This window comes from Clavibacter phaseoli (assembly GCF_021922925.1).
GTDB classification, from domain to species: Bacteria; Actinomycetota; Actinomycetes; order Actinomycetales; family Microbacteriaceae; genus Clavibacter; species Clavibacter phaseoli.
Window position 1 is genome coordinate 2549763 of sequence record NZ_CP040786.1, and the last position, 13633, is coordinate 2563395.

Genomic DNA, 13633 nt, shown 5'->3' on the forward strand with positions numbered 1-13633 from the left:
GACAGGCTAGCCGGACCAGGCCGCCCCCACCCCGGCGGGCGTCCGGTCCGCCGCGCCCTCCTCGATCCGGTCCGCGAGGTGCTCGGCGTCGCGCGCGATCGCGGCGAAGCGCCCCGATCCCCACGTGTGCAGCCACGGCAGGCCGAGGAAGTGCAGGCCGGCCACGGCGCTGGATCCGCGCTGGTGCATCGGGTGCCCGGATCCGTCGAACGCGCCCACCTGCACCCACGAGTAGTCGGACCGGTAGCCGGCCGCCCACACGATGCTCGTGATCCCGGCCTCGGCCAGGTCGAGCCCGGTCTCCTCGCGCTCCGGCCGCCAGACGGGCACGTACCGCGGCTCGGTCGGCGCGTCGATGCCGGAGCGCGCGATGTGCCGGTCGATGTCGTCCTTGATCGACTCCATCACCGAGTCGGCGTGGTCGAGCGACGCCTCGACGGTGGGCGTGAAGGCGAGCCGCGTGCCCTCCGCGCCGGCGAGGCGCCCGTGCAGGCGCATGCCGTCCCGGGCGAAGGCGCGCAGGTCGATGTCGCGGCCGCCGCCGCGCCCGGTCATGTAGTGGTTGGTCGACTCGCGCTTGGTGAGGCCGCCGACGTGCGCGGTGACGGGGATGTCGTACACGCCCATGTCCTCGAGCCAGGCGATGCAGTCGCGGCCGCGGTACCGGCGGGCGCAGCGGGGCGCGGATCCGAGGGCGAGGTGCACCTGGCGGCCCGCGAGGTGGAGGTCCTCGGCGATCTGCGCGCCGGACTGGCCGGATCCCACCACGAGCACGGCCCCCTCGGGGAGCGCCTCGGGCGAGCGGTAGTCGGCGGAGTGCACCTGCCGGATGCCGTCGGGGATCCGCGCGGCCGCCGCCGGGAGCACGGGCCGGTGGTAGCCGCCCGTCGCGATGACGACCTGCTCCGCGACGATCGTGCCCTGGTCGGTGACGACCTCGAAGCCGCCCGCGGCCGCCTCGCGCAGCCGGGTGACCAGCACGCCCTCGACCACGGGCGCGTCGAAGGAGTCGGCGTAGCCGCGGATCCACGCGAGCACCTCGTCGCGCGTCATGAAGCCGTCGGGGTCGTCCCCCGCGTACGGGTACCCGGGGAGCCGGCACTGCCAGTTCGGCGTGACGAGCGTGAAGGCGTCCCAGCGGCGGTCCGCCCAGTCGTGGCCGACGCGGTCGCGCTCGAGCACCACGTGGTCGACGCCGCGGCGCGTGAGGTGCCAGCTGATCGAGAGCCCGGCCTGGCCGCCGCCCACCACGGCGACGGGCACGCGCGCGCCGTCGACGACGCGGGTCGCGCGGCTCACGCGCCGGCCCCCGTCGCGGTCGCGCTCGCGGTCGCGGTCGCATCGGCCGGCAGCGGCGGCTCCATGCGCAGCACCGCCACGGTCCCGCCGTCGAAGCCCGCGGCCGCCCGGAGGATCTCCTCCTCCTGCTGCATCGCGGACGTGCACGCGAATCCGTACCTCGCCCGCACCCGCTCGCTCGCGACGCGCAGCGCCGCGGTGGACCGGCGCACGAAGTCGTCGAGCGGGTACTCGGATCCGGCGGCGAGGTGGTCGTGCATCACGAGGCTCGGCGAGTAGCAGTCGGCCTCGGATCCGTCGGGCCAGCGCACGCGGAAGGTCATCTCAGGCACGGGCCAGCGCCTCTTCCGCGGGGAGGCCGGCGGCGGGGAGGCCGGCGGCGGGGACGCCCTCGCCGGTCCGGTACGCGTCGGGCCGGCGGTCGCGCAGGTGGAACATGCCGCCGCGCATCGCCCGGAACGTGCCCTCCACGTCGATCTCGGCGATGGCCAGCCCCGCGTCGAGCAGCGTCGTCGCGAGCACGTTGCCGCCGGGATCCACGACCTTGGCGTTGCCGACGTAGCGCAGCGAGCCGAACGACCCGGCCTGGTTCGAGGCGATCCAGAACACCTGGTTGTCGAGCGCCCGCGCGGAGTCGAAGAGGTTGAACCGGTAGGTCCACCGATCCTGCTGCAGGTCCTCGGCGGTCGCCGTGCGCGCGACCGGCCAGGCCGACATGCTCACGATGATCTCGGCGCCGTCCATCGCCAGCGAGCGGGCCGCCTCGGGGAACGCCTTGTCGTAGCAGATCTGCATCCCGACGCGGCCGACCGGGGTGCCGAACGCCGCAAAGACGTCGCCCGCGGAGTACGACATGGCCTCGCCGAGCGGCTGGTGCACCTTGCGGTACGAGCCGTGGATGCGGGATCCGTCGAGGCAGACGGCCGCGTTGTACCGCGTCTCGCCGTCGTCGTCGAGCTCGCAGAAGCCGATGCACACGACCATGTCGCCCGCCATCTCCTGCACGCGCCGGATCTCCGGGCCGTCGAGGCGGATCGCCGGAGGGAGCGAACGACTCGTGGTCTTGAGGGTGTCGCCGTGGTTGCCGAGCGAGGAGAGGTAGCCGCCGATCGCGGCCTCCGGGAACGCGATGAGCTCCACGCCGCTCTCCCGGGCCTCGGCGATCAGGCTCGCGATGAGCGCGTAGTTCTGCTCGAGATCCCGGGTGAAGTTCGCCGAGACGGCGGCGACGGTCGTCGACATCGTGCCTCCTGAGGGGGTCGATCCGGTCGGCGCAGGATCCTGCGCGTGGGGCCCAGTCAAGGCCACGGTGTGTTTCCGCTTGGTTTCGCTCGGAACAAGATCTCGTTTCGCGCGCGCCATCCGTAGGACCCGAATCCACAGACGACCGGGCATTCCCGCTCCGACCGCCGACATGGGGTAGCAGATCGAATTCTCGCTGTAATCCGCCCGCAACAGCACGACCGAAGACTCGAGCCAGACCCCGACCTCCGCTCCATCGACCGCCAAGGAGAGCACCATGAGCGACGCCGACATCGACCAGCAGATCCTCGACAACATCGAGAGGTCGCGCGAGGAGATCGCGCACCCCTCGCTGCCGAAGGGCAGCAGCATCTACGGGTCGACGAAGATCTTCCCCGACTACACCGCCACCAAGGACGACTACTACTTCCAGCTCGTGCACGGCATCGCGCACGAGTCGTCGGTGAGCTTCGTCGCCGTGCTGCAGGCCACCCGGGCGCTGCGCAAGGGATTCACGAGCGTCCTGTACTTCTACGGACCCGGATCCCTGAACGCCATCGCCAACCGCGGCTTCCCCACGACGGGCGCCGACGGGTTCCCCGGCGAGAACAACATCAACAACGCGCTCGAGACGTTCATCGCCGAGGGCGGCACCGTCTTCTGCTGCCGCTTCGGCCTCGCGCTGCACGGCGCGCGCGAGGAGGACCTCATCGCGGGCGTGATCCCGTGCCACCCGCTCGACGTGCAGGACGCGGTGATCCACTACGCCCGCAAGGGAGCCATCATCAACAGCACGTACATGGTCTGACCGGTGCGCCCATGACCATCACGAGAGGGACCGCGACGCCGAGCCGCGCCCGGCAGGCAGACGCGGATGCGGACGCCGCCGCGCTCACCACGCGCGTCGACATCGCCATCCGCGGGATCCGCGTCGCCGCGCCCGTTCACCGTGAGGGTGGCGCCGGGCCGAGCGACGACGGGCACGTGATGTTCCGCGGGCTGCAGTCCGCGGTGCCGGCGAACCCGGACAGCCCCTACCTCGTCGACGACGGCAAGCTGCTGCTCGACGGCGAGGACACGGGCTACGAGGTCGACGCGGTCGACCGGCCCCGGTTCTACGACCTCGAGACCGCGGACGGCGTCTCCTACGAGAAGATCGCGCGCCTGCACGGCGCCAAGGTGCTGGCCACCACGGTGGTGCAGACCTGCGTGCGGTACGACGAGTCGGAGCGCTGCCGGTTCTGCTCCATCGAGGAGAGCCTCGCCTCCGGCAGCACCATCGCGGTCAAGACGCCGGCCATGCTCGCGGAGGTCGCGGAGGCGGCCTGGCGGCTCGACGGCGTCGAGCAGATGGTCATGACCACGGGCACGAGCAACGGTCGCGACCGCGGGGCCACCCACCTCGCGCGCTGCGTCCGGGCGATCAAGGAGGCCGTGCCCGACCTCATGATCCAGGTGCAGTGCGAGCCGCCCGCGCAGCTGTCGACCATCACCGACCTGTACGAGGCCGGCGCGCGCTCCATCGGGATCCACGTGGAGTCGATGGACGACGACGTGCGCCGCCGCTGGATGCCGGGCAAGTCCCGCGTCTCGATGGACGAGTACCGCGCCGCGTGGCGCGAGGCGGTGCGCGTCTTCGGCCGCAACCAGGTCTCCACCTACCTGCTGGTGGGGCTCGGCGAGGATCCGGACGAGATGGTCGCCGGGGCCCAGGAGCTCATCGAGATGGGCGTCTACCCCTTCATCGTGCCGTTCCGGCCGCTGCGCGGGACGCTCGCGACGGACGTCGACCACGTCCCCGCGCCCGAGGGATCCGTGCTCCGCGACGTGACGTTCCGCGTCTCGCGCGCGCTCCAGGCCGCCGGGATGCGCGGCGCCGACCAGAAGGCGGGCTGCGCGGCCTGCGGCGCCTGCTCCGCCCTGCAGACCGCCGGAGGCTGATCCGTGCTCCTCGACGTCCCCGCCCTCATGGGCCCGCCGGTCGTCCGGTCGGCGCCGGCGTTCCTCGTGTCCGAGGCCGAGGGGCGCGACCTCGACGCGTACCGGCGCCTCCGGCACGACGCGTTCGTCGAGGAGCAGGGGATCTTCGCGGGCACCGACCTCGACGCGCTCGACGAGGACCCGCGCACGGTCGTGCTGGTGGCGCGCACCGCGGGCGAGGTCGTCGGCGGCGTGCGGCTCGCGCCCGTCGGCGCGCGGGACATCGGCTGGTGGACGGGGTCGCGGCTGGTCGTGGCGCCGGGCGCGCGCGAGATCCGCGGCGTCGGCTCGGCGCTCGTGCGGGCCGCCGCGGTGCACGCGGAGCAGGCCGGCGTGCTGCGCTTCGACGCGACCGTGCAGGCGCGCAGCGCGGTGCTCTTCCGGCGGCTGGGCTGGATCCCCACCGGCACCGCGGTCGTCGGCGGCGTCGAGCACGTGACCATGCGCTGGCCCATCGGCCGGATCCAGCGGCTCGTCGACCAGACCAAGACGCACCTCGCCGCGGTGCTCGAGCCCGGTGCGCCCGGCGACCCCGACGCCCTCGGCGCCGCGCTCGGCGGGCCCGGCTGGGTGGGCGACGACGGCGCCCCCGTGCCCGGCACCGACGTGATCGCCGCCTGCGACGCGATCCTCCCCTCCATGGTGGAGCGGGATCCGGAGTGGGCCGGCTGGTGCGGCGTGCTCGTCAACGTCAACGACCTCAGCGCGATGGGCGCGACCCCCGTGGGCCTCCTCGACTCCGTGGCGGGACGCGACGCCGCGTCCGTCCGCCGCGTGATGGCCGGCGTCCGCCGCGGCGCCGCGGCCTGGGGCGTCCCGATCCTCGGCGGGCACACGCAGCTCGGCGTGCCCGCCGCCCTCAGCGTCACCGCCCTCGGCAGGACCGCCGATCCGGTCCCCGGGGGCGGTGGCTCCGCCGGCCAGGCCCTGAGCCTCACGGTCGACGTGTCCGGATCCTGGCGGTCCGGCCACCGCGGAGCGCAGTGGAACTCGACCGAGGGGCGCTCCCCCGCGGAGCTCCGCGACCTCGCCGCGACCGTCGCGCGCGCCCGCCCGGCCGCCGCGAAGGACGTGAGCATGGCCGGGATCGTCGGCACCGCCGGCATGCTCGCGGAGGCCAGCGGCACGGGCGCGGTGGTCGACGTCGCGGACGTGCCCGTACCCGGATCCGCCGACGTCGCGATGGGCGACTGGCTCACCTGCTTCCCCGGCTTCGGGATGCTGACCGCGGACGCCCCGGGCGCCTCGCGCATGGCGTCGCCGCACGCGACGACCGCGCGCATCGGCTGGCTGACCGCCGAGCCCGGGGTGGGCCTCCGCTGGCCGGACGGCGTCGTGACGCCCGCGGTCGCCGCGGGCGTCACGGGCCTCGGCGCGGCCTGAACCGGGGGCGGCGGGCGTCAGTACTCGATGCGCCCGTGCCGGCTGTGGAACTCGCCGGTCGGCCCATCGGGCCCGACGAGCGCCATCGCGACGGTCGCGTCGGTGCCCTCGGTCACGGTCTGGTGCCCGCTGTTGCCGTTGAAGTCGGTCGCCGTGTATCCGGGGTCGGTGGCGTTGACCCGGAAGCCCGGCAGGTTCTTCGCGTACTGGACGGTGGCGGTGACCACGGCGGCCTTCGACGCCGCGTACGGGATCGCGAGCACGTGGCTCTCGTCCGTGCCCTCGCCGCGGAGGGCGCGCGGCCAGCCGACGCCCGAGGAGACGTTCACGATGACGGGCGCGGCGGAGGCGCGCAGCAGCGGCAGCGCCGCCTGCGTCACCCGGACGATGCCGACGACGTTGGTCTGCAGCACCGCGGACATCGCCTCCGGGCTGAGGTCGTCGACGCCGAACGACGTCCCGAGGATGCCGGCGTTGTTGACGAGCACGTCGAGCTCGGGCAGCTCGGACATCGCGCGGTCGACGCTCGCCTGGTCGTCGACGTCGAGCTGCACGGGGTGGGCGCCGAGGGCGCGGGCGGCGTCGCCGTCGGCGGTGTCGCGCATGCCGGCGTAGACGGTGTGGCCGGCCTCGATGAGGCGGCGGGCGGTCTCGAGGCCGAGGCTGCGGTTGGATCCGGTGATCAGTGTGGTGGTCATGCATCGAGCCTGCGCCCCGCCCGCCGCGTCGCCCAGGCACCGGTCGACGGGAGGACCGGCGGTACCAGGCTGATGCGCCCGCCAGCGCGGAGGATGGGGGCATGACCGAATTCGCGAGCGTCCTCCGCTCCTGGCGCGAGCGCGTGCAGCCGGCCGACGTGGGCCTGCCCGCGGGATCCCACCGCCGCACCGCGGGCCTCCGCCGCGAGGAGCTCGCCGCGCTGGCCGGAGTGAGCGTCGACTACGTCGTGCGGCTCGAGCAGGGCCGGTCGGTGAACCCGTCGCCGCAGATGCTCGGCGCGCTCGCCCGCGCGCTCCGGCTCACCGAGGACGAGCGCGACCACCTGCACCGGGTCGCGGGCGTCGCCCCGCCCGGCCGCGGCGAGGTGCCGCGGCACATCACCCCGGGCGTGCACCGGATCGTCGACCGGCTCGGCGACGTCCCGATCGCGGTGTTCACGGCGACGCACGACATGCTGCTCTGGAACCCGCTGTGGGCGGCGCTCAACGGGGATCCGTCGACGCGCACCGGCTGGGACCGCAACCTCGTCTGGACCTACTTCACGCAGGGGCACACGGGCACCGACTTCGACCCCGTGCACGAGGAGGAGTTCGCGCGCGACCTCACGGCCGACCTCCGCGCCGCCGTCGGCCGCTACCCCGACGACCACGCGCTCGCCCGCCTCGTGGCCCGCCTTCGTGCCGAGGTCCCGGAGTTCGCGCGCCGCTGGAGCGAGGCGCGCGTCGCCGAGCACCGGTCGAGCCGCAAGACCGTCACGCGCACCGCGGTCGGCCCCATCACGATCGACTGCGACACCCTTTCGGTGCCGGGCAGTGACCTCCGCATCGTCGTCTACACGGCCGAGCCCGGCAGCACCGACGAGGCGCGGCTGGACCTCCTCCGCGTCACCGGCCTGCAGACGCTGACGACGGCGCCCGTGGAGGTGGCGGGGGCCTGACGGCGCCGGCCGGACGGATCCGGGTCAGCGCGCCGCGGCGATCCGGTCGAGCCACTCCGCGAGGAGCGCCCGCTCGCCGGCGCTGAGACGGTCCGCGTCGGCCACGTGCGCACGGAGGGCGACGGCGCGCTCGACGAGGCCGGGCTCGCGCCGGGCGCGGGTGCGCTCCAGGGGCGTGAGGATCCTGTCGAGCACCGCGTCGCGCATGGCGTCGACGAGCCCGCGGTCGCGCTGCGCGGCCGGGCGGCGGATCGTGGAGAGGAGCGCGCCCGTGGCGGCCGCGTGGATCAGCTCGACCGCGAGCGGCTCGGCGACGCGCAGGCGCCCGGCGAGGGCGACGCGGTGCACGCGCTCCTCCAGCAGCGCGACGCCGGCGCGCACGGCGGGCGAGCCCTCCCCGCGGGCGGGGTCGCTCATGAGCGCGTACAGCTCGGGGTTGTCGAGCGCGAAGGCGATGGTCGCGTCCCAGCCCGCGCGGAGGTCGTCGACCGCGTCGACGGCGCCCTCGGCGGCCGCGCAGATCACGACGGCCTTGGTCGCGGCGAACCGCGTCATCTCGGTCTCGGCGACGGCGTCGAGGAGGCCCTCCTTGTCGCCGAAGAGCCGGTAGATCGTGGGCGCCTGCACGCCGGCGGCCTCGGCGACCGCGCGCGTCGTGACGGCGGCGCGGCCCTCGGCGCGCAGCAGGTCGGCGGCGACGCCGACGATGCGATCGCGGGTCCCGGCGCGCGCGTCGGCCGGGGCGGAGGTCTCGACGGTCATGGAACGACGATAACGCACGCGTGTTAGCGCGCTGCTTCCCGTGCTACCGTGCATCTGTTATCACCGCTACCACGAGAGGCAGATCCATGATCACCATCACCGGAGCCACCGGCGCGCTCAACGGCGCCACCGCCGAGCACCTGCTCGCGCGCATCCCCGCCACGGAGCTCGTCGTCGTCACCCGGGATCCCGCGGGGGCGCGCTCCTTCGCCGACCGCGGCGTCGAGGTTCGCCGCGGCGACTACGCCGACCCCGCCTCGCTGCCCGCCGCCTTCGCGGGCGCCGACCAGCTCCTGCTGGTGTCCTCCAACGACCCGCACGCCGACGCCGTGGCGCTGCACCGCACCGCCGTCGAGGCGGCGTCCGCGGCCGGCGTCGGCCGGATCCTCTACACGAGCCACCAGGGCGCCGCCGAGGACTCGCCCTTCGGCCCCGCGCGGGACCACATCGCGACCGAGCGGATCCTCGCGGACTCCGGCGTCCCGTGGACCGCGCTCCGCAACGGCTTCTACCTGCACAGCGTCGACCTGCTGCTCGGGGCGTGGCGCGAGACCGGCGTGATCCGCGTGCCCGCCGACGGCCCGGTCTCCTGGACCTCGCGCGCCGACGCGGCCGAGGGCGCCGCCCGCATCCTCCTCGGCGACGCGCCGCTCGACGGACCCGTGACCCTCACGGCGAGCGCGGCGCCGACCATGGCCGAGGTCGCGGAGCAGGCATCGGAGGTCCTGGGCCGCGAGGTGCGCCTCGAGCTCGTGGACCCCGAGGACTGGATCGCCGGGCTCGTCGCGGCGGGCACGCCCGAGGCCGTCGCGCGCTTCCTGATCACCCTGCCGCTGGCGGCGGCCGGCGGCTTCTTCGCGGGCACGGATCCGCTGCTCGCCGAGCTGCTCGGCCGCGAGCCGGAGACCGTGCGCGACCACCTCGCGCGCGCCTGACCCGCGGGTGCTGCCCACGACGGAGCCCCGGCCACCGCGTCTCGAGGACGCGGCGCCGGGGCTCCGTCGTGCGGTCGGGATCAGCTCGGCTCGAGCACCCGCTCGGCGACGCCGACGCGCTCGACGGACGTGCCGACGTACCGCTCGTCCGCGATGGTGACGTGGTGCGCGGATCCGGTGATCGCGATCGCGGCCTCCGTCTCCTTCACGGCGCTCGACGGCCCGACCCACAGCTCGACCGCGCCCGGCTCGACCACGCGGCGGTACCGCAGGTCCGTGAGGGCGAGGCGGGTGGTGGGCACCCGGAACGTGACGCGCGCGGACTCGCCGGCAGCGAGGTCCAGCCGCAGGTAGCCGAGCAGCTGGGCGACGGGCCGGGTGACGCTGCCCTGCACGTCGCGCGCGTAGAGCTGCACGACGTCGGTGCCGTCGCGGTCGCCCGTGTTGCGGACCTCGACGGTCGCGGTGAACGCCTCCCCCGCCTGGACCTCGTCCGTCTCGACCCGGAGGTCGGTGCGCGCGAAGGTCGTGTACGCGAGGCCGTGCCCGAACGGGAGGACGGGCGTGGGATCCGCGCTCGTCACCTCCGAGGGGCCCCCGAGGATCGGGTGCAGGTACGAGAACGGCTGCGCGCCCGCGGACCGCGGGAGCGACACCGGCAGGCGGCCCGACGGCGACACCCGGCCGGAGAGGACGCCCGCGATCGCGGATCCGCCCTCCTCGCCCGGGAAGAACGCCTGGAGCACGGCCGCCGGAGCGGACGCGCCCTCCAGGGCCCACGCCACCGCGTACGGCCGGCCGGTGAGCAGCACCACGACCACGGGGGTCCCGGTGGCGCGCACGGCCTCGACCAGCTCGCGCTGCACGCCGGGCAGCTCGAGGCTCTCGACGTCGTTGCCCTCGCCGACCGTGCCGCGGCCGAACAGGCCCGCCCGGTCGCCGACGACCACGACCGCGAGGTCGGATCCGCGCGCGGCCTCCACCGCGGCGTCGAAGCCCGAGCGGTCGTCGCCCTCGACGTCGGCGCCGTGCGCGAGCACGACCTCCGCGTCGGGCAGCTCCACGCGGAGCGCCTCGGCGACGGTCGGGATCGCGAACCCGAGCGGCGTGCCCGGGTGGTGCGCGAGCACGTGGTTCGCGAACGAGTAGCAGCCCATGAGCGCCTCGGCGCTGTCGGCGTTGGGGCCGATGAGCGCGATGCGTCCGGGAGCCGTTCGTCCGCCGCCCGCGAGCGGCAGCGTGCCGTCGTTGGCGAGCAGCACCACGGACTCCTCCGCGAGCCGGCGCGCGACGTCCCGGTGGGCCGGGGTGTCGAGGTCGATCTCGGTGGGCGGCGCGTCGAAGGTCGCGTCGAGGAGCCCCAGCTCCTCCTTCTCGTCGAGCACGCGGAGCACCGCGCGGTCGACGAGCGACTCGTCGGTAAGCCCGGCGCGGATCCGCTCCGCCAGCGGCGCGAGGTACGCGTCGCCGGTGGGCAGCTCCACGTCGATACCGGCGGCGAGCGCGAGCTCGGCCGCCTCGCCGCGGTCGCCCGCGACGGCGTGCATCACCTGGAGGAAGGCGACGGAGAAGTAGTCGGAGACCACGACGCCGTCGAAGCCCCAGCGCCCGCGGAGCACGTCGGTGAGGTACTCGGGCGTCGCGCCGACGGGCGCGCCGTCGATCTCCGCGTACGAGTTCATGACCGAGCGCACGCCGCCGTCGAGCACCGCCATCTCGAAGGGCGGCAGCAGCACGTCCTCCACGAAGCGCGGGCCCACGTGCGCGGGCGCGTGGTTGCGACCGGACTGCGAGACCGAGTAGCCGACGAAGTGCTTGAGCGTGGCGTGGATCCCGGCCGACTGCAGGCCCTTCACGTACGCGGTGCCGATGGTGCCGACGACGTACGGGTCCTCGGCGATGCACTCGTCGACGCGGCCCCAGCGGGCGTCGCGGATCACATCGAGCACGGGAGCGAGGCCCTGGTGCACGCCGAGCTCCCGCATCGATCCGCCGATGAGCGCGGCCATCTCCTCCACGAGGCCCGGGTCGAAGGACGCGCCCCACGCGAGCGGCGTGGGGAAGGTCGCGGCCTGCCACGCGGCGAGGCCGGTGAGGCACTCCTCGTGCACGAGCGCGGGGATCCCGAGCCGCGTCTCCGTCTGGAGCCGCCTCTGCTCGGCCCACAGCCAGGACGCGCGCTCGACCGGATCCACGGGTCGCGTGCCGTACACGCGGGTGAGGTGCCCGAGGCCGTGCTCGGTCGCCTCCTCGTACCTGCCGGTCGTGGCCATCTCGCCCTGCATGGGCGCGACGACCTCGCCGCCCTGGTCGACCCAGTAGCCGACGATCTGCGCGAGCTTCTCCTCGAGGGTCATGCGCGCGTGCAGCTCGCGCACGCGCTCCGACACCTCGGGGAGCACGACCGCGCCGGGCGCCGGGGTCGTCTCCGCCCCGGTCACCCCTTCACCGCGCCGGTGAGACCGCCGACGATCCGGCGCTCGAAGATCGAGAAGAAGATCAGTGCCGGGATCATCGACAGCGACGTGAACGCGAGCACCTTGGCCGTGTCCACCGAGTACTGCGACGAGAACGACTGCACGCCGAGCGGAAGCGTGTAGATCGACGCGTCGCTCAGGAGGAACAGCGGCAGGAGGTAGCTGTTCCAGCTGCCGATGAACGCGAGGATGCCGACCGTGATGACGCCCGGCATCGACAGCCGCACGACCATGCGGAAGAAGAACCCGATGCGGCTGCACCCGTCGATGAACGCGGCCTCCTGGATCTCGTCCGGGATGGCCCGGAGGAACGGCACCAGGATGATGATCGTCGTCGGGAGCGCGAACGCGATCTGCGGGAGGATGATCCCCGGCAGCGAGTTCGTGAGCCCGAGCGAGCGGATCACGATGTACAGCGGCGTGATGGCCACCGTGATGGGGAACATGAGCCCCGACGCGAACAGCGCGTAGAGCGCTCCCCGGCCGAAGAACGTGTAGCGCGCCAGCACGTAGCTCGCCATGAGGCCGAGCACGACCGCGCCGACCGTGGTGCCGATGGCCGCGATGAGCGAGTTGCCCACCTGCCGCCAGAACATCGAGCCGCCGAGCACGTCGAGGTAGTTCTGGATCTGGAACGGCGACGGGAAGCCGGCCGGGTCGGTCGTGATCTGCGCGTTCGTGCGGAACCCGCCCAGGATGATGTACGCCACGGGCGTCAGCATCAGGGCGATCAGCACGACCGCGACGAGGTACGGGATGGGGTTGTTGCCCTGGCCGGGGGTCTTCGCCCGCTTGGGCCTCGGCGCCTTCGCCGAGTAGGTGGGATCCAGGTCCGCGTTGCGCGGAGCCGCGGTGACGGCGGTCACTTCTTCTTCCTTCCCGCGCCTGTGAGGGCGCCGGCGGTGTCGCGGTTGAGCACGAACCGCTGGTAGACGAGCGCGACGACCAGGGAGATGAGGAACAGCACGACGGCGACGGCGTTGCCGTACCCGTAGTTGCCGGATCCGCGCCCGTTGGCCACGAGGTACGTGGCCATGGTCGAGGTGCCCGCGGTGGCGGAGATGTACTGGCCCCAGATGATGTAGACGAGGTCGAACAGCTGCAGCGAGCCGATGATCGACAGGAACGCCCAGATGCGCAGCGTCGGCGCGAGCAGCGGCAGCGTGATGCGCCGCTGGATCTGCCAGTACGACGCGCCGTCGATGGCGGCCGCCTCGGACAGCTCCTCGGGGATGCCCTGGAGCCCGGCGAGGAAGAGGATCACCGCGAAGCCGATGTACTTCCACGTGATGATCGTCATGAGCGACCAGATCGCGATGTCGGGGTTGGCGAGCCAGTCCTGGCGGAGGTCTCCCAGGCCGACGTTCTCGAGGAAGCCGTTCAGCGCGCCGGAGCCCTGGAGCATGAGGCTCCAGCCGGTGCCGACGACGACCTCGGAGATCACGTACGGCACGAAGATCAGCACGCGGATGATCGACTGGCCGCGCAGCTTCCGGTTGAGCAGGAGCGCCACGAGGATCGCGACCGGGCCCTGGAGCACGAGCGACAGGATCACGATCACGGCGTTGTGCATCAGCGCCTCGTGGAACGTGGGGTCCTGGAGGATCGTGATGTAGTTCCGGAAGCCCACGAACACCGTGGGCGGGCCGAAGCCCTGCCAGCTGAAGAAGCCGTAGTAGGCCGCCATCACCACGGGGTAGATGACGAAGCCCAGGAAGAAGAGGAGGGCCGGGCCGACGAGGATCAGGACCTCGAGGCGACCGGACCAGCCGAGGCCGCGGCGTCGCGCACGAACCGCCGAGGGCGGCGTCGTCGCGACGCCGCCCTCGGGGTGTGCAGGATCAGCCGCGGGACGCTGCTCGTCGAGCGAGCTCTCGCGGATAGCCATGTCGGTGCGC

General features: G+C 73.6%; 13 protein-coding genes. 5 read left to right on the forward strand and 8 right to left on the reverse strand.

Translation table 11 applies throughout. From position 1 onward, the window contains the following. Window positions 1–6: 6 nt before the first annotated feature. Genes FGI33_RS11975 through FGI33_RS11985 form a run of 3 tightly spaced genes read right to left on the reverse strand, consistent with a single transcriptional unit; the run spans window position 7 to window position 2541 of the window. Window positions 7–1299, reverse strand: a complete 1293-nt coding sequence (locus FGI33_RS11975; RefSeq protein WP_119435426.1) for an MSMEG_0569 family flavin-dependent oxidoreductase — start codon at window positions 1297–1299, stop codon at window positions 7–9. Then, a complete protein-coding gene (locus FGI33_RS11980; protein ID WP_237582474.1) occupies window positions 1296–1622 on the reverse strand; it encodes an MSMEG_0570 family nitrogen starvation response protein in 327 nt (108 codons plus the stop codon). The genes FGI33_RS11975 and FGI33_RS11980 overlap by 4 nt, the downstream gene beginning before the upstream one ends. Window position 1623: 1 nt before the next feature. After that, window positions 1624–2541 (reverse strand): carbon-nitrogen hydrolase family protein, encoded by a 918-nt coding sequence (locus FGI33_RS11985; RefSeq protein ID WP_119434999.1) that lies wholly within the window; start codon window positions 2539–2541, stop codon window positions 1624–1626. Window positions 2542–2818: 277 nt separating this feature from the next. Between FGI33_RS11985 and FGI33_RS11990 the strand changes: the two genes are divergently transcribed. Genes FGI33_RS11990 through FGI33_RS12000 form a run of 3 tightly spaced genes read left to right on the forward strand, consistent with a single transcriptional unit; the run spans window position 2819 to window position 5904 of the window. Beyond that, window positions 2819–3349 (forward strand): MSMEG_0572/Sll0783 family nitrogen starvation response protein, encoded by a 531-nt coding sequence (locus FGI33_RS11990; protein WP_116053568.1) that lies wholly within the window; start codon window positions 2819–2821, stop codon window positions 3347–3349. Window positions 3350–3360: 11 nt separating this feature from the next. Then, window positions 3361–4482 (forward strand): MSMEG_0568 family radical SAM protein, encoded by a 1122-nt coding sequence (locus FGI33_RS11995; protein ID WP_119434998.1) that lies wholly within the window; start codon window positions 3361–3363, stop codon window positions 4480–4482. A 3-nt stretch (window positions 4483–4485) separates the two neighbouring features. Beyond that, window positions 4486–5904 (forward strand): MSMEG_0567/sll0787 family protein, encoded by a 1419-nt coding sequence (locus FGI33_RS12000; protein ID WP_237581943.1) that lies wholly within the window; start codon window positions 4486–4488, stop codon window positions 5902–5904. 17 nt (window positions 5905–5921) lie between these two features. Here FGI33_RS12000 and FGI33_RS12005 read toward each other — a convergent pair whose 3' ends face one another. Then, window positions 5922–6602 (reverse strand): SDR family NAD(P)-dependent oxidoreductase, encoded by a 681-nt coding sequence (locus FGI33_RS12005; protein ID WP_119435581.1) that lies wholly within the window; start codon window positions 6600–6602, stop codon window positions 5922–5924. 101 nt (window positions 6603–6703) lie between these two features. On the opposite strand from FGI33_RS12005, the gene FGI33_RS12010 reads away from it, so the two are divergent. After that, window positions 6704–7561 carry a helix-turn-helix transcriptional regulator gene (locus FGI33_RS12010; RefSeq protein ID WP_119435582.1) on the forward strand — a complete coding sequence of 286 codons (858 nt, stop codon included), beginning with the start codon at window positions 6704–6706 and terminating at the stop codon, window positions 7559–7561. A gap of 24 nt (window positions 7562–7585) precedes the next feature. On the opposite strand, the gene FGI33_RS12015 is transcribed toward FGI33_RS12010, so the two are convergent. After that, entirely contained in the window at window positions 7586–8323 is a 738-nt protein-coding gene (locus FGI33_RS12015) for a TetR/AcrR family transcriptional regulator (RefSeq protein ID WP_237581944.1), read from the reverse strand. Window positions 8324–8409: 86 nt separating this feature from the next. Between FGI33_RS12015 and FGI33_RS12020 the strand changes: the two genes are divergently transcribed. Further along, a complete protein-coding gene (locus FGI33_RS12020) occupies window positions 8410–9258 on the forward strand; it encodes an SDR family oxidoreductase (RefSeq protein WP_119434389.1) in 849 nt (282 codons plus the stop codon). A gap of 80 nt (window positions 9259–9338) precedes the next feature. Here FGI33_RS12020 and FGI33_RS12025 read toward each other — a convergent pair whose 3' ends face one another. From FGI33_RS12025 to FGI33_RS12035, 3 genes are read right to left on the reverse strand one after another with little or no spacing between them, the layout of a single operon-like run. After that, window positions 9339–11699, reverse strand: a complete 2361-nt coding sequence (locus FGI33_RS12025; protein ID WP_119434388.1) for a beta-xylosidase/alpha-l-arabinosidase — start codon at window positions 11697–11699, stop codon at window positions 9339–9341. Further along, on the reverse strand, window positions 11696–12601 hold the full coding sequence (locus FGI33_RS12030) for a carbohydrate ABC transporter permease (RefSeq protein ID WP_119434387.1): 906 nt from the start codon (window positions 12599–12601) through the stop codon (window positions 11696–11698). Before FGI33_RS12030 ends, FGI33_RS12025 begins: the two co-directional genes overlap by 4 nt. Then, window positions 12598–13623 (reverse strand): carbohydrate ABC transporter permease, encoded by a 1026-nt coding sequence (locus tag FGI33_RS12035; protein WP_119434386.1) that lies wholly within the window; start codon window positions 13621–13623, stop codon window positions 12598–12600. Before FGI33_RS12035 ends, FGI33_RS12030 begins: the two co-directional genes overlap by 4 nt. Window positions 13624–13633: the final 10 nt, after the last annotated feature.

Coding starts and splice junctions, on each gene's coding strand:
- FGI33_RS11980 (WP_237582474.1), bottom strand. CDS start 1,622: ATGACCTTCCGCGTGCGCTGGCCCGACGGATCCGAGGCCGACTGCTAC.
- FGI33_RS11985 (WP_119434999.1), bottom strand. CDS start 2,541: ATGTCGACGACCGTCGCCGCCGTCTCGGCGAACTTCACCCGGGATCTC.
- FGI33_RS11990 (WP_116053568.1), top strand. CDS start 2,819: ATGAGCGACGCCGACATCGACCAGCAGATCCTCGACAACATCGAGAGG.
- FGI33_RS11995 (WP_119434998.1), top strand. CDS start 3,361: ATGACCATCACGAGAGGGACCGCGACGCCGAGCCGCGCCCGGCAGGCA.
- FGI33_RS12005 (WP_119435581.1), bottom strand. CDS start 6,602: ATGACCACCACACTGATCACCGGATCCAACCGCAGCCTCGGCCTCGAG.
- FGI33_RS12010 (WP_119435582.1), top strand. CDS start 6,704: ATGACCGAATTCGCGAGCGTCCTCCGCTCCTGGCGCGAGCGCGTGCAG.
- FGI33_RS12015 (WP_237581944.1), bottom strand. CDS start 8,323: ATGACCGTCGAGACCTCCGCCCCGGCCGACGCGCGCGCCGGGACCCGC.
- FGI33_RS12020 (WP_119434389.1), top strand. CDS start 8,410: ATGATCACCATCACCGGAGCCACCGGCGCGCTCAACGGCGCCACCGCC.
- FGI33_RS12035 (WP_119434386.1), bottom strand. CDS start 13,623: ATGGCTATCCGCGAGAGCTCGCTCGACGAGCAGCGTCCCGCGGCTGAT.